This window comes from Sphingomonas jejuensis (assembly GCF_011927695.1).
GTDB lineage: Bacteria > Pseudomonadota > Alphaproteobacteria > Sphingomonadales > Sphingomonadaceae > Sphingomonas_K > Sphingomonas_K jejuensis.
In genome coordinates, this window is record NZ_JAATJE010000001.1 from 1,160,868 (window position 1) to 1,183,662 (window position 22,795).

The window sequence follows — 22,795 nt, forward strand, 5'->3', positions numbered from 1 at the left end:
GGGTGGAGCCATGCGCTTCGCCCCGGATGTTCCTTCGCGTAAGACAGACAAAGGAGCAGCAATGCTCGACAGACGACAGTTCATCGGCACGGCGGGGCTGACCCTCGCCGGGCTTGCGGGCGGCTGCGCGCCGCTCACCCGGCCGCAGGCCACCCCGGCCGGGACCGCACCCGGTGACCTGATCGGCGAAACGGCGGAACGGACGTTCCGCTTCTTCTGGGAGACGACCGATCCGGCGACGGGGCTGGCGTTTGATCGCTGGCCGACCCCGTCCTTCTGCTCCGTTGCGGCCATCGGCTTTGCGCTGACCGGATATGGCATCGGCGCGCATCACGGCTGGATCACGCGGGCCGAGGCGCGCGACCGCACGCTGGCCACGCTGCGCTTCCTCGACGCCGCGCCGCAGGGGCCGGAGCCGACCGGCCGGTCCGGCTACAAGGGCTTCTTCTACCATTTTCTCGGCACGACGCGGGGGCACCGGTTTGCCCGATGCGAGCTGTCGACCGTGGACACCACGCTGCTGATGGGCGGCGTGCTGTTCGCGCAGGGCTTCTTCGACGGAGCGGACGCGGCCGAGGCGGAGATCCGCGACATCGCCGAACGGCTGTTCCGGGCGATCGAATGGACCTGGATCACGCCGCGCGCGCCGTTCGTGTCGATGGGGTGGCACCCGGAGACCGGCTTCATCCCGAGCGACTGGGACATCTACAACGAGGCCATGCTGCTCTACGTGCTGGCGCTGGGATCGCCGACGCATGCGTTGCCGGATGGGACCTGGGCGACCTATTCGGCGCGGTTCGAGCAGAGCTGGGGCAACCGCTGGGGCGAGCCGCACCTGCAGTTCCCGCCGCTGTTCGGCCACCAGTACAGCCACGCGTTCATCGATTTCCGCGGGATTCGCGATCCGTTCATCGCCGGCAAGGGCATCGATTATTTCGAGAACAGCCGGCGCGCGACCTATGCGCAGCAGGCCTATGCCATGGAAAACGCCAAGGGGCTTGCCGGCTATGGCGAGCAGATCTGGGGGCTGACCGCGTGCGACGGGCCCGGCGATTTCACGACCACCATCGACGGGCAGCAGCGCGCGTTCTTCAGCTATTCGGCGCGCGGGCCGGGCGATCGCGACGACGGCACGATCGCGCCGACCGCCGCGCTCGGCTCCCTGCCGTTCGCGCCGGAGATCGTCGAGCCGGCGGTCAGCGCCATGCACGCGCGCTACGGCGCCGGCATCTGGGGACGCTATGGCTTCATCGACAGCTTCAACCCGACGATGACCGACACGTCGGTGCGGTTGCAGCATGGCAAGGTGGTGCCGGGCGTCGGCTGGGTGGCGGACGATTATCTGGGCATCGACCAGGGCGCGATCCTGCTGATGCTCGAGAACCATCGCAGCGGCCTGGTGTGGGAGGTGATGCGCCGCAGCCCGCACATCCGGCGCGGGCTGGAGCGCGCGGGCTTCACCGGCGGGTGGCTGGCATGATCGCGCTGGCGATCGCACTTGCCGCCCAGGCCGTGGCGACCGGCGCCGGCGCAACGGTGATCGACGATTTCGAAAGCCTCGCGCCGTGGGAAGCCGCGGCATCGGACGGCGTCCGTTCCACCATCACGCCGGTGCCGGGCGAGCCGGGCCAGGCGATGCGGCTGAGCTATGACTTCGGACCTGTGTCGGGCTATGCCTTTGCCAGGCGCGCGCTGCCGATCCGCTGGCCCGAGCGATACGAGATCCGCCTGCGCGTGCGCGGGACCGGCGGGGTCAACGACCTGCAGATCAAGTTCGCGGACGCGAGCGGCGACAATGTTTGGTGGTTCACCCGCCCCAATTTCCGCCCGACCGCCGGGTGGCAGACGATCCGCATCCGCCCGTCCGACATGAGCTTTGCCTGGGGGCCGACGGCGGACAAGGTGCTGCGCGAGACCGCGAGCATGGAAGTGACGCTGGTGCGCGGACGCGACGGCGGGGCCGGCACGATCGAGGTCGACACGCTGAGCCTGGAGGCGCTGCCGGCGCCGACGCCCCTGCCCCCACCATCCGCAAGCGCGCCGGCGGCGATCGACGGACGGGTGGACACGGCGGCGGCGCTGTCGCGGCGGCAGCCGGTCACCGTCGACTTCGGCGGGGTGCGGCCGCTGGGCGGCGTCACGCTGCGCTGGGCCGAGGGCGGCGCGGCCTATCGCCTGGAAGGGCGCGGCGAGGACGGCAGCTGGCAGACGCTGCGAACGGTGGAGCGCGGCGACGGCGGCGACGACCCGATCGCGCTGCCGGACGCGGAGCTGACCGGCCTCAGGCTGTCGGCGGCACGCGGACGGCTGGCCGAGATCGTGGTGCACGAGCCGGCCTGGGCGGAGGACCTGAACGGCTTTGTCCGGTCGCTTGCCATCGCGGCGCCGCGCGGCACCTTTCCGCGCGGCTTTTCGGGCGAGCAATCCTACTGGACGCTGGTGGCGCGGCTGGACGGAACGGCGAGCGGCCTGATCGGCGAGGATGGTGCGGTCGAGGTCGCCAAGGGCGGCTTTTCCATCGAACCATTCGTGGAGATCGACGGACGCAGGATCGGCTGGGCGGACGTGCGGACGAGCCATGCGCTGGAAGACGGGTATCTGCCGGTGCCGCATGTCGACTGGGAAGGCGACGGGTGGCGGATGCGCACGACGCTGTTCGCCGATGCGGGCGCGCCGCGCCTGATGGCGCGGTGGGAGATCACGAACCACGGCGATGCGCCGAAGCGAGTCCGGCTGCTGCTGGCGGTGAGGCCGTTCCAGGTGAACCCGCCCGCACAGTTCCTGAGCCAGCAGGGCGGCGTGAGCCGGATCGAGGCGGTGCGCTGGGCCGACGGGCGGCTGGCGGTGACGAGCCCCGGAGCGATCGACGGCGACCCGGCGGTGGTGCGCACGCTGACGCCGGTGGAGACGCCGACGACGGTCGCCGCCATCCCGTTTTCGCAAGGCGCGCTTGCCGATCCGGCGCGTGCGACCGGCCTGACCGCCGTCAGCGATGAGACCGGGCTGGCGAGCGCGACCATGGTTTACGAGCGGGTGCTGGCGCCCGGCGAGTCGATCGAGGCGCCGATCGTGATCACCACCGACGGCAGCATCGCGCCGCCGATGACCACGCTGGACTTCGGCGTGCGGGAAGTGAGAACCGTCGCTGATTGGCGCGTGCGGCTGCGCGGGGTCAGCATGACGGTGCCGGCGCGGTTCCAGCCCGTCGCCGACACGCTGAAGACCGCGCTTGCCCATGTGCTGATGAGCCGGGATGGTCCGGCGCTGAAGCCGGGCACCCGGTCCTATGACAGGAGCTGGATTCGCGACGGCGCGATGATGGGCGACACGCTGTTGCGGCTGGGCGTGGTCGAGCCGGTCGCCGACTTCGCCGACTGGTACGGGACCAAGCTGTTCGAGAACGGCAAGGTGCCGTGCTGCGTCGACTTCCGCGGTGCCGACCCGGTGCCGGAGAACGACAGCCACGGCCAGTATATCCACCTGGTCACGCAGCTTTATCGCTTCACGGGCGACCGGCAGCGGCTCGCGCGCGAGTGGCCGGCACTGGATGCGGCCCGGCGATACATGGAGGAGCTGCGTCAGTCGGAGCGGACGGCCGTCAACCAGACGCCGGAGCGGCGGATGCTTTATGGTCTGATGCCGCCGTCGATCAGCCATGAAGGCTATTCGGCAAAGGCGCAGTACAGCCTGTGGGACGATTTCTGGGCGCTGACCGGATACAAGGACGCCGCCTTCGCGGCCCAGGTGCTGGAGCGGCCGGAAGCCGCCGAGATCACGCGGCAGCGCGACGAGTTCGGGCGCGACGTGCATGCGGCGATCCTGGCGGCGGTTGACCATTGGGACATCGACTTCATCCCCGGCGCGACCAGCCTTGGCGACTTCGACGCGACATCAACGACGATGGCGCTGGATCCGGCAGGCGAGCAGCACCGGCTGAACCCCGACCTGCTGGCGCGAACCTTCGCCAAGCAGTGGGAGCGGGTGTCGAGCCGCGACGCGGCGGGGGCGACCTGGCCGGACTATACCCCCTATGAGCTTCGCAACGTGTCTGCCTTCGTGCGGCTGGGCTGGCGCGAGCGGGCGAATGCGCTGCTGGACTTCTACATGGACGATCGGCGGCCGCATGCGTGGAACGGCTGGGCCGAGGTGGTCGGCCGCGACCCGCGCGAGGTGCGCTTCATCGGCGACATGCCGCATGCCTGGGTCGCGTCCGACTTCATCCGCGCCGCGCTGGACCTGTTCGCCTATGAGGACGGCGCGGCGATCGTGCTCGGTGGCGGCATGACGCCAGCCTGGCTGTCCGGCGACGGCATCGCGGTGCGCGGCATGCACACGGCGCATGGCACGGTGGACCTGACGATGCGGGCGGACGGCCCACGGGTGCTGGCCGAGGTCGGCGGATCTGCGCGCACGACGGGAGGATACCGCATCGGCTGGCCGCTGGAGGGCCGGCCCGGTCGGGCGACGGTCGACGGCATCGAGGTGCCGCTGCGCGACGGGATGCTGGTGGTGCCAGCCGATGGCCGCACCCGACAGATCGTGATCGAGCGGGCGGCCCGGTGACGGCAGCCCGTTCGGCGCGAGCGGGCCGACATCGACCCATCTGAGCCGATCGGGGGCGTTGGAGCCGCCCGTCCCCTTGCACATGAGGGCGGCAAAAAGCTCCGTTTCGGAGCCGCTTAGGTTCGTCGCCCAAGCAGACGCGCCCTATCCCGAAGCCGATCGGGGAGGACGACCATGGCAAGATCGGCGAGCATCTCATGGTGGTCCAAGGGACCGGACGGCGCGGCCCGCGTCGCCAGTGGCCCACAGCCGCGCACTGCAGCCCGCGGGTGCGGAGCGGACGGGCGGACCCGCGTCCTGTTCTGCATTCCCAATCTGCACGGAGGCGGGGCGGAGCGGATATCCGCCATGCTCGCCAGCTACCTCGATCGTGGGCGGTTCGACCCGCTTCTGCTGGTGCACGAACGCGACGGGCCGCTGGTCGACAGGCTGCCGCCGGACCTGAAGGTCCGGTTCGTCAACGAGGGGCCTTATCGGCGCGGGCATCTGGCGGCGTCGCTCAGGGCGACCATTGCCGCGGCGCGGGACAGCGACGTGATCGTGGCCGCCAACGAGGGCCGCGCATCGGTGCTGGCGCTGATCGCCGCAAAGCTGTGGCGGCGCCCGGTCGTCGCCTGGCTGCATGTCAGCTGGTCCGATTTCGGCGCAACCGCGGGCTGGAAGCAGCGCGTGGCGGTGCGACTGACCCGCGCGTTCGACAGCGTGGTGGCGGTGTCGCGCGGCGTCGCAGACGACCTGCACCGGACACTCGGCGGACAGGCGCCGTCAGTGATCTACAATCCGATCGACGTCGACGCGGTGGCGCTGAGCGCGGCGGAAGCCGTCAGGACGGATCACGAGCCGATCTTCGCCCGACCGGTCGTCGCCTCATCCGGCCGGTTCAACGACCAGAAGAACCAGGGCGACCTGATTCGCGCGCACGCCGCCCTGAAGGCGCGCGGCATCGACCATCATCTGATGCTGATCGGATCGGGTGACCGGTTCGACGCGCTCCGCAGCGAAGCCGCCCGGCTGGGCGTGACGGACACGGTGTTCTTCACCGACTTCCTCCAGAATCCGCATGCCTATGTCGCGCGGTCAACCGTGTTCGCCCTGTCGTCCCGCTTCGAGGGGTTCGGGCTGGTCGTGGCGGAAGCGCTGGCGGCCGGGGTGCCGGTGGTAAGCTATGACTGTCCGCACGGGCCGGGCGAGATCCTGGCCGACAGCGGTGCCGGCCAGCTGGTGCCGGTGGGCGACGTGGGTGCGCTGACCGACCGGCTGGCGGTGCTGCTGGAGAACGAGCCGCTGCGGGCCGAGGCCCGATCCCGCACGGTGGGGCGCGCCCGCGCCTTCGACCGGGCCGGCGCCGTGGCGCGGTGGGAGACGCTGCTGGCGTCGCTTGCGGGCAGAGCACAGCCGATGCCGGTGCCCGCCGCGGGCTGACCCGCCGCCGGTACCCGCGTTCCGCGCGATGATGGTGAGGATGGTGGACAGGGCTGGATTCGAACCAGCGTACGCTTGCACGGGCAGATTTACAGTCTGCTGCCTTTAACCACTCGGCCACCTGTCCATGGGGCCGCTTTCGAAAAGCGAGGCGGTCCCCTGCCCCGCCTGCCGCACGCTGTCAACGGCTTGCGCACCACGCGGTGGCCCCATAGCACTTCCGCGCGCACATCGCGCCTGAAGGGGATCCCATGCACCGTCTGCTGCTGTCCATCGCGCCCGTGGCGCTTGTCGTGGCCTCCCCCGCCTGGGCCCAGGAGCGTACGTCGCCCGACATCCGCGACGACCAGCGTGCCGCCGTGGCCCGCATCATCGACGAGGGCACCAGCCAGTCGCAGGTCATGCCGATCGTCCAGCACATGACGGACGTGATCGGCCCGCGCCTCACCAATTCTCCCCAGATGCGGCAGGCGGAGGATTGGGCGGAGCAGAAGTTCCGCGAGATGGGGCTGACCAACGTGCGGCGCGAGGGGTTCGAGTTCGGCCGTGGGTGGTCGATCGAGCGGTCGAGTGTCCGCATGCTGGCGCCCCGCCCGCTGCAGCTGACCGCCATTCCGATCGCGTGGACGCCGGCGACGGACGGCACGCTGTCCGCGCCGATCGTGGTCGCGCCGATGTCCGACCCGGACCATTTCGCCCGGTGGCGCGGGCAGCTGCGCGGCAAGATCGTGCTGATCTCCCAACCCGGCACGGGCGAGGACCAGACCGACCCCTTGTTCCACCGGCTGACCGGGGAGGAACTGAGCGCGCTCGACCGCTACCAGGAGCCGGTGAACGATCCGGAGCAGCGCCGCCGGTCGGCGACGCGCGGGACGTTCGAGGCGGAGCGGCTCGCCTTTCTGGCGGCGGAAGGCGCGGTGGCGTTCGTCCGCATGTCGTACCGCGACGGTAAGCAGCTGCACGGCGAAGGCTATCTGCACCAGGCGGGGCGGACGGCACCGATCCCCGGCGTGGAGCTGGCGGCAGAGGATTACCGCCGGCTGACGCGGCTGGCGGCGTCCGGCACTGTGCCGACGCTGGAGATCACCAGCGACGTGCGCTTCGACGACACGAACACGCAGGCGTACAACATCCTGGCCGACATCGCGGGGTCGAGCGGAACCGGCGAATATGTGATGGCCGGCGCTCATTATGACAGCTGGGTGGCCGGCGACGGCGCCACCGACAACGCCGCGGGATCGGCGGTGGTGATGGAGGCGGCGCGCATCATCCGGGCGCTGGGCGTGCGGCCGCGGCGCACGATCCGCTTCACGCTGTGGAACGGCGAGGAACAGGGGCTGTTCGGATCGATTAACTATATCGACCGGCATCTCGCGAGCCGCCCGGCCGGGCCGGCGGGGGAGACGGGGCTGCAACGCTATCTTGCGGAAGCCACGCGGTTTCCCGTCACGCCGAAGCCGGGGTTTCGCGACCTGGCGGCCTATTTCAACATCGATAACGGATCCGGTCGCATCCGCGGCATCCATGCCGAGGGAAATGTGCAGGCGATGCCGACCCTGTCCGAATGGCTGAGCCCGTTCCGGGCGATGGGAGCGACCGAGGTGGCGATCGCGCGCACCGGCGGCACCGACCACCAGCTGATGGCGGCGATCGGCCTGCCGGCGTTCCAGTTCATCCAGGATCCGCTGGAATATGACACGCTGACCCATCATTCGGGATCGGACACGTTCGACCATCTGCGCGCCGCCGACCTGAGGCAGGGTGCGGTCGTGCTGGCCGGGCTGCTGTGGCAGGCCGCCAATGCCGACGCGCCGCTGCCGCGCAGCCCCCTGCCCCGCCAGCCGGTGGTGACCGACCCGTTCGCCACCCCGACGCCGGAGGATTGATCGGTGGCGAGAAAGGGACATCGACCGGGCCAGGGATCGGCCAACCGCCCGCGCTTCTGGGGGCGCCATGCGGTAACGGCGGCGCTCGCCAACCCGGCGCGACGATCGCTGAAGCTGTGGGGGACACGCGAGGCGCTGGCATCGGTGGAGCTGCCGCCGGCGCTTCCCGTCACCTATGCCGACGTCGCCGACCTCGGCCGGCTGGTGCCGTCGGACGCGCCGCACCAGGGGCTGGTGCTGGAGGTGGAGCCGCTGGAGGACGTCTGGCTGGGCGACGTGCTGGCCGATGCGGCGGGCGACGAGCGGCGGCGCCCGATCCTGCTGCTCGACCAGGTCACCGACCCGCACAATGTCGGCGCGGTGCTGCGGTCAGCAGCGGCATTCGACGCGCTGGCGATCGTGACGCAGGACCGGCACGCCCCGCCCGAGAGCGGAACGGTGGCGCGATCGGCATCGGGCGCGCTGGAGATCGTGCCGTGGGTGCGGGTGGTGAACCTGGCGCGCGCGCTGGGCGAGATCGCCGAAGCCGAATATTGGCGGATCGGGCTGACCGGCCATGCGCCCAAGACGCTGGGCGAGACGCTTGGCTCCGGCCGCATCGCGCTGGTGCTGGGCGCGGAGGGCGAAGGCATGCGGCAGAACACCGAAACGCACTGCGACGAGCTTGCCCGGCTGCCGATCAGCGACCGAGTGGAAAGCCTGAACGTGTCCAACGCCGCCGCCATCGCGCTTTATGCGGTGGCGACGCGGCCGGCGGGGTGATCGCCGCCGGCTAGTGCGCCATCGCGCCGTGATCCGTCGCGGTCGCGGCGGGTGGCGGCGCGCCGCGTCGGTCGAGCCAGGCGCGCATCTGCGCGATCTCACGCTCCTGCGCGACGATGACATCGGCGGCGAGCGCGCGCACCTCCGGATCGCGGCCGTGGGCGAGCGCGACGCGCGCCATGGCGGTGGCGCCTTCGTGGTGCGGGATCATGCCGGTCATGAAGTCAACGTCCGCGTCGCCGGTGAGCGGCGTCGCCATGCCGCGCATCATCTCGCCGTGAGCGGCCTGGTAGGCCGCGACCGCCGGGCTGGCTGGCGCGGTGGCGGAGGCAGCCGTCAGCGCGCCCGCGGCCATCCAGATCGCCATTGCCACCATCATCAGGTTCTCAAGAAGCGACACCGCGCCCAGCGGCACGTTGCTGTTGCCGCCGACGCAGGCGCAGCGGAGCGAGCGCCGGTCGATGTAGACGGCCTTGATCACCGACACGGCGCCGACCGTGCCGATGAACAGCGCCACGGGCACGGACAGCCAGGTGAGCACGCCCGCGATCATCAGGATGCCGGCCAACCCTTCTGCAAAGGGATAGAGCGTGCCGTAGGGCACCCAGCGCCGGGCGAGCAGATCATAGTTCAGGAACATCGTCGAAAAGCTGGCGATGTTCTGGAGCTTGGTGAGCGCAAGCACCGCCATGGAGAAGCCGACGAACCATTCGGCCGCGCGAACCGTGAAGGGCGAGCCATATGCGGCGTGGCTGGCGGCGAGCGCCATGGACGCGGTGATGCCGAACAGGGCGACGACCGGGCGGTAGCTGGTCGCCTTCGGGTCCACCACGGGCTTTCCCAGGAAGCGGCGGAGATCGTCGTGCCCGCCGATCCGCTGCCCCGCGATGAAGACCTGCGGCGTGGTGGCGACGCCATGTTCCGCCTTGAAGGCGTCCGTTTGGGCACGCGTCGTCAGCGGGCGATCGTCGACCTGGTATCCCGCGCGGCGCAGCAGATGGCGCGCCTTCAGTCCGAAGGGGCAGACATGGTCGGGCAGCACCATGCGATAGAGGATTGCCACCTTGTCCGTCGCCGCCGCCATCATCGCGTCCCTTGTCCCGCCGTCGGCACGTCCATAGCTTCCGTACCATGGTACGGAGTCAAGCGTGGCGACGATGACGATCGGGCAGCTGGCCGCAGCCGGCGGCGTGGGGGTGGAGACGATCCGCTTCTACCAGCGGCGCGGCCTGATCGACACGCCCGCGCGAGACGGCGGCATCCGGCGGTATGACGGAGAGGATCTGGCGCGGCTGCGGTTCATCCGGCAGGCGCAGGTGGCCGGCTTCACCCTGGACGAGATCGGCGAGCTGCTGGTGCTGGACGCGAGCGAGGACCGGGAGCGCGCCCGGACGCTGGCGCGCGCGCGGGTCGCGATGCTGGATGCGCGGATCGCCGAGCTGGAGCGCGCCCGCGACGCGCTGAGCCGACTGGCGGACGAATGTGCGGACGGAAAGGCAGGCCCCTGCCCGATCCTGACGCGTTTCGCCGAAGCCGACGCGGCCGGCGTATCCTAGCCAGCCGTGGCGCCGCCGCGCTCAGTCCTCGTCGGCGATCGTGACGCGCAGGCCGTCGAGATCGTCGCCGAAGGTGATCTGGCAGGACAGGCGCGAGTTCGCGTCGCGGGTGTCGCTGCTGTCGAGCAGATCGTCCTCGTCGCGGCCCATTTCCGGCAGCTTGTCCTTGAACGCCTCGTCGACGTGCACGTGGCAGGTCGCGCAGGAGCAGCAGCCGCCGCACAGGGCGAGCAGTTCGTCGAAGCCGTTGTCGCGGATCACTTCCATGACGCTGAGGCCGGCCTCGCCCTCCACGGCGCGCTCGACCCCCTGACGGTTCACCACGATCAAGGTCGGCATGACGGCTCCTGCTCCCACGTTGTTGAGCCACGCTCTTGTCGCGGGCGGCGCTTGCGATCAAGTGAGCAGATGGGATTGAGCCAGGAACAGCTGCACGGCGCCTTGCGGGCGCTCGCGGACGAGCACGAGCCGGTGGCACGGGTCATCGCCGATGTCGGCCTGCCGCCGCCGCGGATCAGCGCGCGCGGGTTCGCGACCCTGGCCCGCACCATCATCGGACAGCAGGTGAGCGTCGCTTCCGCCGCGGCGGTGTGGAACCGGCTGGACGCGGCAGCGGGCGGCGCGGACGACGCGACGCGGGTGGCGGCGCTATCGGACGAGGAGTTGCGCGCCGCCGGGCTGTCGCGGCAGAAGAGCGGATATCTTCGCAGCCTGGCCGACGAGGTCACGAGCGGACGGCTGGACCTCAGCGCGTTGCCGGCGGACGACGAGGAGGCGATCGCACATCTGGTGCGCGTCAAGGGGATCGGCCGCTGGTCGGCGGAGATCTACCTGCTGTTCGCGGAAGGCCGGACCGACATCTGGCCGGCGGGGGACCTGGCGGTGCAGATCGAGGTGGGGCGGATCCTGGGCCTGGATGCGCGACCGAGCGAGGCGGACACGCGGGCGCTTGCGGAGGCATGGCGCCCCCACCGGGGTGCGGTCGCGATCCTGGCCTGGCACAGCTATGGGCAGGGCCGCATCAAGGCCCCGGTCTGATCCGCCGGCCGGGCGTCAGCGCAGGTCGGCCGCGATGCCGGGCGCGAGGTAGGACAAGGCGAGAAACGCCAGGAACATGCCCAGGCCGAGGCCATAAAGGGATGGAACAAGCCGCAACGCGATGCGCGAGCTGTTCAAGGGCGGTTTCAATCCCTGGCAGAGCTGCATGATGTCCGTCTTGCCCTGGATGGCGAGCAGGCCGGAGATCGCCACCGGCAGCGCCGCCACGCCCATCTGCCAGGGGGCGAGACGTGCGCCGAACACGGTTTCGCCCAGCGTCAGGATGCCGCCGAGCGTCGCCACGCTGACGGACGCCATGCTCTTGAAATAGTCATAGGCCAGCGCCGGCTCCGGCAGGCGGACCCGTGTCGCCAGATCGGCGGCGGCGTCGGGCAGGTCCGCGCGGACAAGCGTTGGTGGTCCATCATCCATGATGCCGGCTCCCCTCCCATTCCCCGATGATGAGACGATAACAGCGGACGACGGTGGAGCAAGGCGGGTGCCACGCGCGTCCCTTTCGGGCGCCCTGCCCGCTTGCCGGCCTTTCAACGAGCCCGGGCTGGCGCTAAGACATGGGCCGATCACACCGGGGGGAGTTGTTCGTGACCAAAGCCGTTCTATCTGCGCTGCTCATGGCAAGCACATCGATCGCATCGTCGGCGGGCGCACAGTCCTCCGCTTCCACCACCCCCACCGCGCAGGCGCCGCTGATCGAGCGCGCCAAGCTGTTCGGCAACCCCAGCCGGGCCGGCGGGCAGATCAGCCCGGACGGCCGCTGGCTGAGCTGGCTGGCGCCGCGCGACGGCGTGATGAACATCTATGTCGCGCCGATCGGCAGCCCGAACGAGGCGCGGGCGCTGACGGCATCGACGGAGCGCCCGATCCGCCAGCATTTCTGGTCGCCCGACAGCTCCCGCGTGATGTACGTGCAGGACAAGGGCGGGGACGAGAACTTCCTGCTTTACGCCATCAACGTGCAGACCGGCGAGGAAACCAACCTGACGCCGTTCGAGCGGACGCGGGTGATGGTGGTCGGCACGTCCAACACGATCAAGGACCGCATCCTGGTCGGCCTGAACAACCGTGATCCGCGCTGGCACGACGTCCACAGCCTGGACCTGAACACCGGCCGCCTGACCGAGGTGATGCGCGGCGACGGCTACCAGGGCTTCCTGGCCGACGACAGCCTGACGCTGCGCATGGCGCTGAAGCCGAACGCCGCGGGCGGCACCGACTTCCACCGGATCGTGAACGGCCAGGTGGAGGCCGAGCCGTTCGGCCGCACCACGCTTGAGGACGCGCTGACGACCTCGCCGGCCGGGTTCACCACGGATGGGCGGACGCTGTACTGGCTCGACAGCCGCGGCCGCAACACGGGCGCGCTGATCGCGCAGGACGTGGCGAGCGGCGAGACGCGCGTCATCGCCGAGAGCCCCAAGGCCGACATCGGCAGCGTGATGGTCGATCCCGTCACCGGCGAGATCGAAGCCTATGCCGTCAACTACCTGCGCAACGAATGGACCGCGATCGATCCGGAGATCGGCCGCAGCCTGGCGTATCTGAAGTCCAACCTGAACGGCGACGTGGTGGTCACCAGCCGGACGGACGACGACAGCAAGTGGATCGTCGCGGTCGATCCGGTGACGGCACCGCCGTCCACCCACCTCTATGACCGGCGCGCGAACACGCTGACCCAGCTCTATGTCTCGCGGCCCGAGCTGGAGGGTGCGCCGCTGGTCGCCATGTACCCGCGCGAGATCCAGGCGCGTGACGGGCTCACCCTGCCCTCCTATCTGACGCTGCCGCCCGGCTCCGATCCGGATGGCGACGGCCGCCCCAACGCACCGGTGCCGATGGTGCTGCTGGTCCATGGCGGCCCGTGGGCGCGCGACGGATTTGGCTTCAACGGCTATCACCAGTGGCTGGCGAACCGTGGCTATGCGGTGCTGTCGGTCAACTATCGCGGCTCCACCGGCTTCGGGAAGTCGTTCATCTCGGCGGGCGACCTGCAGTGGGGCCGCAAGATGCACGACGACCTGATCGACGCGGTGGAATGGGCCGTGGACCAGGGGATCACGCCGCGCGACAAGGTGGCGATCATGGGCGGCAGCTATGGCGGCTATGCGACGCTTGCCGGGCTGACCTTCACGCCGACCACCTTTGCCTGCGGCGTCGACATCGTCGGTCCGTCCAACCTCCAGACGCTGCTCAGCACCATTCCGCCCTATTGGACGGCGGGGATCGAGCAGTTCCACCAGCGCATGGGCAACCCCAACACGCCCGAAGGCGTGGCGATGCTGCGCGAGCGGTCGCCGCTCTATTCGGCGGACAAGATCGTCCGGCCGCTGCTGATCGGCCAGGGCGCGAACGACCCGCGCGTGAACCAGGCGGAATCGGACCAGATCGTCGCGGCCATGCGGGAGCGCAACATTCCGGTGACCTACGTCCTGTTCCCGGACGAGGGCCATGGCTTTGCCCGCCCGACCAACAACATCGCGTTCAACGCCGTGACGGAGAGCTTCCTGGACCGCTGCCTCGGTGGGCGCAGCGAGCCGATCGGCGACACGGTGCGGCAATCCACGGCGCAGGTGCCGCACGGCGCCGAATATGCGCCGGGCCTGGCCGACGCGATCCGGTCACGCTGATCGCACGACCCGGTTAGGACCAAAGCATGGCCGTTATCCTCGTCACGCCCCGCCGCTTTGCGGACGCACGCGGCTGGTTCAGCGAGACGTGGAACCGCACCCGGTTCGCCGAGTGGGGCATCGATGTCGACTTCGTGCAGGACAACCAGTCCCTGTCGAAGCCGGCGGGCACGGTGCGCGGCCTGCATTTCCAGACGCCGCCCGACGGACAGGCCAAGCTTGTCCGGTGCATCGCGGGACGGATCTGGGACGTGGCGGTTGACGTGCGGGCGGGTTCACCGACCTACGGCCAGCATGTCGGAGCGGAACTGACGGCGGACGGGGGTGAGCAGCTGTTCATCCCCGTCGGCTTCGCGCACGGCTTCGTCACGCTGGAGCCGGAGACGCAGGTCGCGTACAAGTGCACCAGCCTTTATGCGCCGCAGTCTGACGGCGGGATCCATTGGAGCGACCCCGACATCGGCATCGACTGGCCGCTGCCGGCGGACGGTGCCATCCTGTCGGAAAAGGACCTGGTGCTGCCGCGGCTGAAGGATTTCGACAGCCCCTTCGCCTATGACGGCACGCCGCTTTCCCTCATCACGCGCTGAACGGACTGACCCATGACTTCCAGACGTATCCTCGTGACCGGCGGCGCCGGCTTCATCGGGTCGGCGCTTGTCCGCCACCTGATCCGCGACACCGAGCACGAGGTGCTGAACGTCGACGCGCTGACCTATGCGGGCAACCTCGCCTCACTGGACGAGGTGTCGGAGTCCAATCGGTACCGGTTCGTCCGCGCGGACATCTGCGACCGCGATGCGATGGTCAAGCTGATCGCCGAGTTTCGCCCCGACGTGATCACCCACCTGGCGGCAGAGAGCCATGTGGACCGCTCGATCGATGGTCCGGGCGCGTTCATCCAGACCAATCTGGTCGGCACCTTCTCCATGCTGGCCGCCGCGCTGGAACATTGGCGCGGGCTCTCGCCGGAGGATCAGGCCTCCTTCCGCTTCCACCATATCTCGACCGACGAGGTGTTCGGTGCGCTCGGGGACGAGGGCTTCTTCACCGAGGAAACGCCCTATGATCCGCGCTCGCCCTATTCGGCGTCGAAGGCGGGATCGGACCATCTCGTGTCCGCGTGGCACCACACTTACGGCCTGCCGACAGTGATCACCAACTGTTCAAACAATTACGGGCCGTACCATTTCCCCGAAAAGCTGGTGCCGCTGATGATCCTGAAGTGCCTGCACGGCGAGGCGCTGCCGGTCTACGGCAAGGGCGCCAACGTGCGCGACTGGCTGTATGTCGACGACCATGCCCGCGCGCTCGCGATCGTGTTCGAGAAGGGCGAGATCGGCGAAAGCTACATGGTCGGCGGCAACAACGAGCGGACCAACCTGGAGGTGGTTCACACCATCTGCGACACGCTCGACCGGTTGCGCCCGCGCGAGGACGGGAAGAGCTACCGCGAGCAGATCTCCTATGTCGCCGATCGGCCGGGGCATGACTTCCGCTATGCGATCGACGCCACCAAGCTGCGCGACGAGCTCGGCTGGCGGGCGCAGGAGACGTTTGAGACTGGCATCGAGAAGACGATCCGCTGGTATCTCGACAATGAACGCTGGTGGGGGCCGATCCTGTCGGGCGCCTATGCGGGCGAACGGCTGGGACTGAAGAGCGCCTGATGCCGGGCCGGATCCTGGTGACGGGCGGCAGCGGCCAGGTGGGCGGCGCGGTCGCGACGCTGGCCGCGGCGAACGGCTCCACCGTTCATGCGCCGGGGCGGGACGAACTCGACCTGACGTCCGGGGAGGCGATCGCCGCGATCGTCGACGACGACTGGACGGCGATCATCAACTGCGCCGCCTACACGGCCGTCGACCGGGCAGAGAGCGAGCAGGACCTGGCCTATGCCGTCAACGCGGATGCGCCCGAGGCATTCGCGCGCGCGGCGGCGAAGCGCGGCATTCCGCTGCTCCACGTGTCGACCGACTATGTCTTCGACGGCAGCAAGGATGGCTTCTACTCCGAGGACGATCCGGTCGCGCCGCTGGGCATCTACGGTCTGTCCAAGGAGGCCGGCGAGCGCGCGGTGCGCGACGCAGCGGGCCCGCACGTCATCCTGCGCACCGCGTGGGTGGTGAGCGCGACCGGTGCGAATTTCGTTAAGACGATGCTGCGGGTCGGTGCAGAGCGCGACCTGGTGCGCGTCGTCGATGATCAGCATGGCTGCCCGACGACCGCCGACGACATCGCACAGACGCTTTTGACGCTGGCGGCGCGACCGATCCAGGGTGGCGAGACGCTGCACTTCGTCAACGACGGCGATGCCAGCTGGCATGATCTGGCGGGCTTCGTCTTCGGCCGTGCAAAGGCGGCGGGGCGCAAGGTGCCGGTGCTGGAAGCGATCCCGACCAGCGCCTATCCAACGCCGGCCAAGCGACCGGCAAACTCCCGGCTATCGACGTCGCGCATCCGCGATCGCCACGGCATTACGCCGCGGCCGTGGCAGGATGCCATCGGCGACGTGCTCGACCGGTTGATGCACCCGGCCGCCTAAATTCTACGATACGGAGCGACACATGAAGGGCATCATCTTGGCTGGCGGTTCCGGCACGCGGCTGCATCCGGCGACGCTGGCCGTGAACAAGCAGCTGCTGCCGGTGTACGACAAGCCGATGATCTATTATCCGGTGTCCGTCCTGATGATGGCGGGGATCCGGGAGATCCTGATCATCTCGTCGCCCGAATATCTCGACAACTACAAGCGCTTGTTCGAGGACGGCAGCGCGTTTGGGCTGGAGATCAGCTATGCCGTGCAGCCGAAGCCCGAGGGGCTGGCGCAGGCCTTCCTGATCGGCCGCGACTTCCTGGCCGGCGGCCCCGGCGCGCTGGTGCTGGGCGACAACATCTTCTTCGGCGCCGGGCTGCAGGAGCTGCTCCACCGGGCGCGGGCGCGTGAGCGCGGGGCGACCGTGTTCGCCTATCATGTCGAGGACGCAACTGCCTATGGCGTGGTCGAGCTCGACAACAGCGGCCGAGCGATCTCGATCGAGGAAAAGCCGAAGCAGCCGAGGTCCAACTATGCCGTCACCGGCCTTTATTTCTATGACGAGCGGGTGAGCGACCTGGCGCAGCAGGTGAAGCCTTCGGCGCGCGGCGAGCTGGAGATCACCGACCTCAATCGGCTCTACATGGAAGCAGGCGAGCTTTACGTGGAGCGCATGGGGCGGGGCTATGCCTGGCTCGACACCGGCACGCATGACAGCCTGCTGGAGGCGAGCGAGTTTGTTCGCACGCTGCAGCGCCGCCAGGGTACGCAGATCGCCAGCCTGGAGGAGATCGCCTTCCAGCAGGGCTTCATCGATCGGGACCAGCTGCGGCGCCGGGGAGAGCTGTTTGCAAAGACCAGCTATGGCCGGGCGCTGCTGGCGATCGCGGACGACGACGACGCTCAGGCCGATCAAGGGCATGGCGCAAGCCGCTGAAATCGGGTAGGTCGATGCAGCCGTCATAAGGCGGGCGTCCGAACCTCCTCCGGATCGGATCAGGTGGAGGGGACCGTGCGCACACCAAATCTTAGAGCCTTCGGGCACAGGTGTCCGATGAGCCGGACAAGCCGATCGGCGCAGCGCATGGGACGGCGATGAAGATCGAGACGAGCAGCGGATCCCTGCATTCGGGCGGCGCGGTGTCGCTGACGCCGACGATGGCAACGGTGATCGAGCATATCAAAGCAAACTGGCTGCTGTGGATCGGGCTGGCCGCGCTGGTGCTGCCCACCATGTTGTTCGTGGCCCGGGAAAGCTGGTCCACCGAGCAGGGCGCGCATGGCCCGATCGTGCTGGCGACCGGCCTGTGGCTGATCGCCCGGCAGCTGGACGCCGCGCGCGCCGTGGCCGTGCCCGGATCGAACGCGGTGACGGCGCTGATCCTGGTGCCGAGCCTGCTGATCTACACCTTTTCGCGCATCACCGGCATCGTCGAGATGGAGGGTTTCGCCGTGTACGGCGCGGTGATCGCCGCCATCTATTCGATCGGCGGCTCTCCGGTGCTGAAGCTGTTGTGGTTTCCGCTCGTCTACCTTGCCTTCGTCTTTCCGCCGCCCGACACGATGGTGGCGATGGTCACGCAGCCGCTGAAGATCTGGATTTCCGAGGCGGCGATCGACCTGCTCTATGCGCTGGGCTATCCGATCGCGGGGTCGGGCGTGACGATCCAGATCGGGCAGTATCAGCTGCTGGTCGCGGCGGCGTGCGCCGGTCTGAATTCGCTGATCAGCCTGTCCGCCATCGGCCTGTTCTACGTATATATCCGGCACAACGCGAACTGGCGTTATGCCGCGCTGCTGATGCTGGCGATCGTGCCGGTCGCGATCCTGGCCAACTTCATCCGGGTCATCATCCTGGTGCTGACGACCTATTATGCCGGTGAGGCGGTGGCGCAGGGCTTCGTCCACAATTTCGCGGGCCTGACCATGTTCATCATCTCCGTGCTCGGCATCTTCGCGGTGGATGCGGCGGCCTCCCCGCTGCGGCGCCGACTGGCGCGCAAGCAGGAACAGGAGGGCGCACGATGAGCAGCGACCAGGCGCACGGCGCCGGCCCTACCGCTCCCGCTTCTCCCATGCTGAACCGGCGCAACATGCTGATCGGCGGAGCGATGCTGGGCGCGGTCGGGATCGGCTATGCGCGCCAGCCGACCGTCAGCGAACCGCTGCTCGGCCGGCGGAAGCTGGACGACGTGGTGCCGAAGACGCTGGGGCCGTGGAAGTTCGAGACGGCGAGCGGGCTGGTGCTGCCGCCGCCCGACCAGATGCGAGACGAGATCTATTCGGACCTTCTGACGCGCGTCTACTATGCGCCGAACGGCGACGGGGTGATGCTGCTGGTCGCCTATAGCGGCTCGCAGGATGGCGTGATCCAGGTCCATCGGCCGGAGGTCTGCTATCCGGCGAGCGGCTATACGCTGACCAGGACGGAGGAGCGCGCGCTGGACGTGGGACCGCGCAAGATTCCCACCCGCTTCATCGTGGCGGAAGGCGGCGGGCGGCTGGAACAGCTGATCTACTGGACACGGCTGGGGCCGAGCTTCCCGACCACCTGGCTTCAGCAACGCATCGACGTGATCGAGGAAAACCTGAAGGGGTTGATCCCGGACGGCGTGCTGGTGCGGATTTCCACCAACGCACTGGATTCCGCGTCCGGCATCGCGATCATCGAACGCTTCGCCGCCGACTTCATCGGCGCGCTGCCCGCGGTGGGGCGGCGCGTGATGATCGGCTGAGCGCGGTCAGGATTTTTTGGAGAAGTTGAAGGGTTTCAGCACGACGACGATGTAACCGACCGTGGCGGCCAGCAGGATCAGCGCGATCAGATGGCTGCCCTCACCCTCCATCGCCTCGTTGCCGAAGTAATTGGTTGCCATGCACCCCACTGATGGGGCGAGATAATGGAGAATATTGTCCTGATCGGATTGTTCGTTGGTAGATCGCTGCATGAACAGCACGATCAATCCGGCGAAGATCGCGACGGTGATCCAGTCGTACGGCGTTTCCAAGACAATCCCCTTTGTGGCGACGAGCCGCTGTGTATCGCCGAATAACGAGTAACGAAAGACGGCTTCGCCCCTCCGTCCATCGGGGCCGCCAACATGGGAGACCGAGGTGAAGATGAAGTTGATGCCCATCGTCGGCGCGGTCGCGCTGACGCTTTCGCTGGCAGCGTGCGAGAAGACGCCGACCGGCCAGGTCGTCGCGGTGGTCAACGGCGAGGAAATCTCCCTCCAGGAGCTGAACGCCGAGCTGCAGGGCCAGCAGATCCCCGAGAATGTCGACCGCCAGCTGGTCATGAACCAGCTGCTGCAGCGCGTGATCGATCGCAAGCTGCTGGCGCAGCAGGCGGCCGAGCAGGGGCTGGACCGCGATCCGGAATATCTGTCGCAGCAGCGCCGCATGAACGAGACGCTTCTGGTGCAGATGATGGGACAGCGCGCCGCCCGCGCCATCCGCATCCCGCCGGCGGCCGAGGTGGACAAGTTCATCGCGTCCAACCCGCAGATGTTCAACCAGCGCACGCGCTATGCGCTGCAGCAGCTGCAGTTCGAAGCCCCGGCCAACATGCAGACGCTGCAGCCGCTGGAGGACGATCGCACGCTTGACGAGGTGGCGGCGACGCTCGACCAGCTCGGCATCCGGTATCAGCGCGGCCAGTCGGTGCTCGATTCCGCCACGGCGCCGCCCGAGCTGATGCAGCGCATCCTCGCGCTTCCGGAAGGCGAGCCGTTCATCGTGCCGGCGCAGGGCAAGCTGATCGCCAACGTCATCGTCGGCCGGCAGGTGACGCCGACACCGGCCGAGCAGGCCCGTCCGGCAGCGACCCAGGCCTTGCAGCGCCAGTCGCTGCAGCAGACGATCGAGCGGCAGCTCGCGACCGCGCGCCAGGGTGCCGAGATCGAGTATCAGAGCGGCTACAGCGCGGAAGCCGCCAAGGGCAAGGCGGCTCCGGCGGCTGGCGCCACCAACCGGGCGGCGACGCCGGGAAGCTGAGCGCGTCCGGCGACGGCAACATGGGGCTCCGAAGCGACAGGCTTCGGAGCCCCTTTTTCTATGGTCGGGGCGCCTGGCGTCGGTTCCAGCGGCGACGAATGGCGAAGATGCGCGGTGCCTCGATGAGGTAGCGTCGCCACAGCCGGGCCGGATCGCTGCCAAGCCGGTGGAGCCATTCGATATGCGCGCGCTGCATCCAGCGCGGTGCCCGGCGGGCCCGGCCGGTCAGGAAGTCGAGCGAGGCGCCGACGCACAGGATGAGCCCCCCTGCCCGCCGGCGATCGCGCAGCAGCGCGGCCAGCAGCTCCTGCTGCGGCGATCCGACCGCCAGGAAGCTGAAGCGGGCGCGCGCATCCTCCACGAAGTCGGCGGCGGCGGCCATCGCCTCAGGGTTGCGGCGCATGCCCATGGGCGGGCGGTGCTGCACGAGGTCGAGTCCGGGGAAACGAGCGTCGAGCGCCGCCACCGTCGTCTCGTCACCGCCGACAAGCGCCACACGGTCGCCGGGGCGAACCACCGTGGCCAGGATCCGTTCGGTCAGGTCGCTTCCCGGGACGACCGGCAGGTGGATGCCGTCCATGGCGGCGAGACGGGCGACGATGCGGCTGTCGCACACGCTGATGTCGGCATGCGCGTAGGCAGCAGCGACGGCGCCGTCGTTCGGTCCGGGATTGTTCAGCCGGACAACATGATCGACATTGGGTGTAACGACGCTGGTCCCCGGCGAGCCCGGCGTGGTGGACCGCGCGATCGCGAGCATCGCGTCCATGTCGAGCGGATCGAAGCCAACGCCGAGATAGGCGATGCGGGCCGGACGCGCGCTCATCCGTTGCCCGCCTCACCCACGATCTCGCGGATCGCCTGCTGGGCATCGGCAAAGCATGCGCTGTCGCCCGCCGCGCGGCACAAGGTCGCGCGGGCGCGCCACCCGCGCGGGTCCCCGGGATTGTCGCGGGTGAAGCCTTCGGCCAGACGCAGCGCCTCCCGTCGGCGGTCGTTCGCCAGCAGGAAGGCGGCGTAGCGATCGAGGATGTCGGCGCTGTCGGGAATCGCGCGCATGCCTTCCCGATACTTGCTGTCGGCGAGCCGGACGTCGCGCCGGCGCGCATAGATGTCGGCGAGAAGCACGCGCGGCTTCCACGCGGTCGGGTTGTCGCGCACCAAGATCTGCGCATCGATCAGGGCCGGCTCCAGCTCTCCCGCGGCTGCCAGCAGCTCTGCCCGGACGGTCAGCGCGCGGGGATTGGTGGGATCGAAGTCATGGATGCGCTCGATGCGGGCGCGGGCGTCGGCCGTGCGACCCAGCGCCGCCTCCGCCGCGGCGATCAGCACCTGGCTTTCGACATTGGCATAGCTGATCTGGTCGGGGCCGCGGATCGGCTCCAGCATGGCGAGCGCCTCCGCCGGGCGGCCGCGTTCGATCGTGTAGCGGGCAAGCGCGTGACGCTCCGCCTGGGTGCCGGCGGCGGCCGTCTCCGCGATCCAGCCGGGCCGGACGGGATCGCGGCCGGTGCGCAGCCACATGTCGACGATGCGCTGCAGCACCGCCCCGTCCTCCCGATTGTTTGCCCACAGGTTCTCCGCCTGCCGGTTGGCAGCGGCGTCGTTCCCGCGCCGGTATAGGTCCGCCGCGTAGGACATGATGACGTTCGTGTCGTTGCCGGCCACGACCAGCAGGCGCTGGAACGTGCGGTCGAGTCCGGCGGTATCGCCGACCCTGGTGTACAGTCCGCGCAGCTCCTCGAGCGAGGGGCGACCGTTGCCGCGCAGCTTCAATTCGCCTTCCAGATAGGCGATCGCGGCCTCGGGCTCGTCCTTGCCGTCGAGCGCGCGCGCCTTCAGCACGCGGGCGTCCTCGTTAGCGGGGTCGGTCGTCAGGACGCGCTCGGCCCCGGCCAGCGCCCCGTCATACTGTTTGTTCTGAAAGGCCACCCCGGCCTTCAGCAGCTGCGCGCGCAGGTTGGCGGGATTGAGCGAGAGCATCTCGTCCGCATAGCGATCGGCGTCGCGGTAGCGGCCGGCCAGATAGGAGATCTCCATGACGAGCTGCAGCGCTTCCTGGTTGGTGCGATCGAGCTCGTTCATGCGCGAATAGGCGTTGAAGGCCGCGCTGTAATCGCCCGCGCTGACCTCGATGCGGCCGAGAAGGCCCCAGATCTGCGGAAGGTCGTCGCGGGCGGACACGGCCTCCAGCGCGAAGCGGCGGGCAGTGACAAGGTCCCCCGCCTGGAATGCCTGTTCGGCGGTCGCTGCTGCCTCCATCGCGCGCTCCTCGCGCGAGGAACAGCCGGCGAGCAGCAGCCCGGCAAGAAGCGCAGCCGTGACCGGCCGCGTCGATCCTGTGATGAAACGCCTGGAACGCTTGAACATGGCGCCCCCATAGAACGGCGC

General features: G+C 69.0%; 21 protein-coding genes, 1 tRNA gene and 1 pseudogene. 15 read left to right on the forward strand and 8 right to left on the reverse strand.

The annotated features are described in order from the left end of the window. The first annotated feature begins 61 nt into the window (after window positions 1-61). From GGR88_RS05875 to GGR88_RS05885, 3 genes are all read left to right on the forward strand, one after another. The gene (locus tag GGR88_RS05875; protein WP_167953649.1) at window positions 62-1,480 is read left to right on the forward strand and encodes a glucoamylase family protein; all 1,419 of its coding nucleotides are present in this window, start codon (window positions 62-64) and stop codon (window positions 1,478-1,480) included. Then, window positions 1,477-4,563 carry a carbohydrate binding domain-containing protein gene (locus GGR88_RS05880; protein WP_167954386.1) on the forward strand — a complete coding sequence of 1,029 codons (3,087 nt, stop codon included), beginning with the start codon at window positions 1,477-1,479 and terminating at the stop codon, window positions 4,561-4,563. The genes GGR88_RS05875 and GGR88_RS05880 overlap by 4 nt, the downstream gene beginning before the upstream one ends. A gap of 174 nt (window positions 4,564-4,737) precedes the next feature. After that, a complete protein-coding gene (locus tag GGR88_RS05885) occupies window positions 4,738-5,985 on the forward strand; it encodes a glycosyltransferase (RefSeq protein ID WP_280742255.1) in 1,248 nt (415 codons plus the stop codon). Window positions 5,986-6,026: 41 nt separating this feature from the next. On the opposite strand, the gene GGR88_RS05890 is transcribed toward GGR88_RS05885, so the two are convergent. After that, window positions 6,027-6,112: transfer RNA gene (locus GGR88_RS05890), tRNA-Tyr, on the reverse strand. A gap of 124 nt (window positions 6,113-6,236) precedes the next feature. Here GGR88_RS05890 and GGR88_RS05895 point away from each other — a divergent pair. Beyond that, window positions 6,237-7,871: a M20/M25/M40 family metallo-hydrolase gene (locus GGR88_RS05895; RefSeq protein ID WP_167953651.1), complete on the forward strand. Its 1,635-nt coding sequence runs from the start codon at window positions 6,237-6,239 to the stop codon at window positions 7,869-7,871. Between the two features lie 3 nt (window positions 7,872-7,874). Beyond that, window positions 7,875-8,633, forward strand: a complete 759-nt coding sequence (locus tag GGR88_RS05900) for a TrmH family RNA methyltransferase (protein ID WP_167953652.1) — start codon at window positions 7,875-7,877, stop codon at window positions 8,631-8,633. Between the two features lie 10 nt (window positions 8,634-8,643). On the opposite strand, the gene copM is transcribed toward GGR88_RS05900, so the two are convergent. Continuing rightward, the gene (gene copM / locus GGR88_RS15040; protein WP_425338477.1) at window positions 8,644-9,000 is read right to left on the reverse strand and encodes a CopM family metallochaperone; all 357 of its coding nucleotides are present in this window, start codon (window positions 8,998-9,000) and stop codon (window positions 8,644-8,646) included. Continuing rightward, window positions 8,980-9,717, reverse strand: a pseudogene (locus tag GGR88_RS05905) (MauE/DoxX family redox-associated membrane protein); the annotation flags it as partial. The pseudogene GGR88_RS05905 and the gene copM, both read right to left, overlap by 21 nt. Window positions 9,718-9,790: 73 nt before the next feature. Between GGR88_RS05905 and GGR88_RS05910 the strand changes: the two are divergent. Then, complete coding sequence (locus GGR88_RS05910) at window positions 9,791-10,189, forward strand: MerR family transcriptional regulator (RefSeq protein WP_167954387.1); 399 nt, start codon at window positions 9,791-9,793, stop codon at window positions 10,187-10,189. 21 nt (window positions 10,190-10,210) lie between these two features. On the opposite strand, the gene GGR88_RS05915 is transcribed toward GGR88_RS05910, so the two are convergent. Beyond that, window positions 10,211-10,528, reverse strand: coding sequence for a 2Fe-2S iron-sulfur cluster-binding protein (locus GGR88_RS05915; protein ID WP_167953654.1), 318 nt, complete (start codon window positions 10,526-10,528; stop codon window positions 10,211-10,213). A gap of 69 nt (window positions 10,529-10,597) precedes the next feature. Between GGR88_RS05915 and GGR88_RS05920 the strand changes: the two genes are divergently transcribed. Beyond that, on the forward strand, window positions 10,598-11,227 hold the full coding sequence (locus tag GGR88_RS05920) for a DNA-3-methyladenine glycosylase family protein (protein WP_167953655.1): 630 nt from the start codon (window positions 10,598-10,600) through the stop codon (window positions 11,225-11,227). Window positions 11,228-11,242: 15 nt separating this feature from the next. Here the strand turns inward: GGR88_RS05920 and GGR88_RS05925 are convergent, their stop codons facing one another. Next, window positions 11,243-11,659, reverse strand: a complete 417-nt coding sequence (locus GGR88_RS05925; protein WP_167953656.1) for a hypothetical protein — start codon at window positions 11,657-11,659, stop codon at window positions 11,243-11,245. Window positions 11,660-11,859: 200 nt separating this feature from the next. Here GGR88_RS05925 and GGR88_RS05930 point away from each other — a divergent pair, with 200 nt between their 5' ends. The 7 genes from GGR88_RS05930 to epsI all read left to right on the forward strand — a co-directional run bounded on the left by GGR88_RS05930 (window position 11,860) and on the right by epsI (window position 19,143). Further along, window positions 11,860-13,872, forward strand: coding sequence for a S9 family peptidase (locus GGR88_RS05930; protein WP_167953657.1), 2,013 nt, complete (start codon window positions 11,860-11,862; stop codon window positions 13,870-13,872). 26 nt (window positions 13,873-13,898) lie between these two features. Beyond that, window positions 13,899-14,462, forward strand: a complete 564-nt coding sequence (gene rfbC / locus GGR88_RS05935) for a dTDP-4-dehydrorhamnose 3,5-epimerase (protein WP_167953658.1) — start codon at window positions 13,899-13,901, stop codon at window positions 14,460-14,462. Between the two features lie 12 nt (window positions 14,463-14,474). After that, the gene (gene rfbB / locus GGR88_RS05940) at window positions 14,475-15,542 is read left to right on the forward strand and encodes a dTDP-glucose 4,6-dehydratase (protein WP_167953659.1); all 1,068 of its coding nucleotides are present in this window, start codon (window positions 14,475-14,477) and stop codon (window positions 15,540-15,542) included. After that, complete coding sequence (rfbD, locus tag GGR88_RS05945; RefSeq protein ID WP_167953660.1) at window positions 15,542-16,417, forward strand: dTDP-4-dehydrorhamnose reductase; 876 nt, start codon at window positions 15,542-15,544, stop codon at window positions 16,415-16,417. The genes rfbB and rfbD overlap by 1 nt, the downstream gene beginning before the upstream one ends. A gap of 22 nt (window positions 16,418-16,439) precedes the next feature. After that, window positions 16,440-17,345, forward strand: a complete 906-nt coding sequence (rfbA, locus tag GGR88_RS05950) for a glucose-1-phosphate thymidylyltransferase RfbA (protein ID WP_167953661.1) — start codon at window positions 16,440-16,442, stop codon at window positions 17,343-17,345. Between the two features lie 110 nt (window positions 17,346-17,455). Next, a complete protein-coding gene (gene xrtV, locus GGR88_RS05955; protein ID WP_342449729.1) occupies window positions 17,456-18,436 on the forward strand; it encodes an exosortase V in 981 nt (326 codons plus the stop codon). After that, window positions 18,433-19,143: an exosortase-associated protein EpsI, V-type gene (gene epsI, locus GGR88_RS05960; protein WP_167953662.1), complete on the forward strand. Its 711-nt coding sequence runs from the start codon at window positions 18,433-18,435 to the stop codon at window positions 19,141-19,143. Before xrtV ends, epsI begins: the two co-directional genes overlap by 4 nt. A 6-nt stretch (window positions 19,144-19,149) precedes the next feature. Here epsI and GGR88_RS05965 read toward each other — a convergent pair whose 3' ends face one another. Continuing rightward, entirely contained in the window at window positions 19,150-19,545 is a 396-nt protein-coding gene (locus tag GGR88_RS05965; RefSeq protein WP_245196449.1) for an XrtV sorting system accessory protein, read from the reverse strand. Here GGR88_RS05965 and GGR88_RS05970 point away from each other — a divergent pair. Further along, window positions 19,529-20,404 carry a SurA N-terminal domain-containing protein gene (locus tag GGR88_RS05970; protein ID WP_167953663.1) on the forward strand — a complete coding sequence of 292 codons (876 nt, stop codon included), beginning with the start codon at window positions 19,529-19,531 and terminating at the stop codon, window positions 20,402-20,404. The two genes, GGR88_RS05965 and GGR88_RS05970, sit on opposite strands and share 17 nt — an antisense overlap. A gap of 58 nt (window positions 20,405-20,462) precedes the next feature. On the opposite strand, the gene GGR88_RS05975 is transcribed toward GGR88_RS05970, so the two are convergent. Together GGR88_RS05975 and GGR88_RS05980 are read right to left on the reverse strand one after the other, a co-directional pair. Further along, window positions 20,463-21,230 (reverse strand): WecB/TagA/CpsF family glycosyltransferase, encoded by a 768-nt coding sequence (locus tag GGR88_RS05975; protein WP_167953664.1) that lies wholly within the window; start codon window positions 21,228-21,230, stop codon window positions 20,463-20,465. Next, window positions 21,227-22,774: a tetratricopeptide repeat protein gene (locus GGR88_RS05980; protein WP_167953665.1), complete on the reverse strand. Its 1,548-nt coding sequence runs from the start codon at window positions 22,772-22,774 to the stop codon at window positions 21,227-21,229. The genes GGR88_RS05975 and GGR88_RS05980 overlap by 4 nt, the downstream gene beginning before the upstream one ends. Window positions 22,775-22,795: the final 21 nt, after the last annotated feature.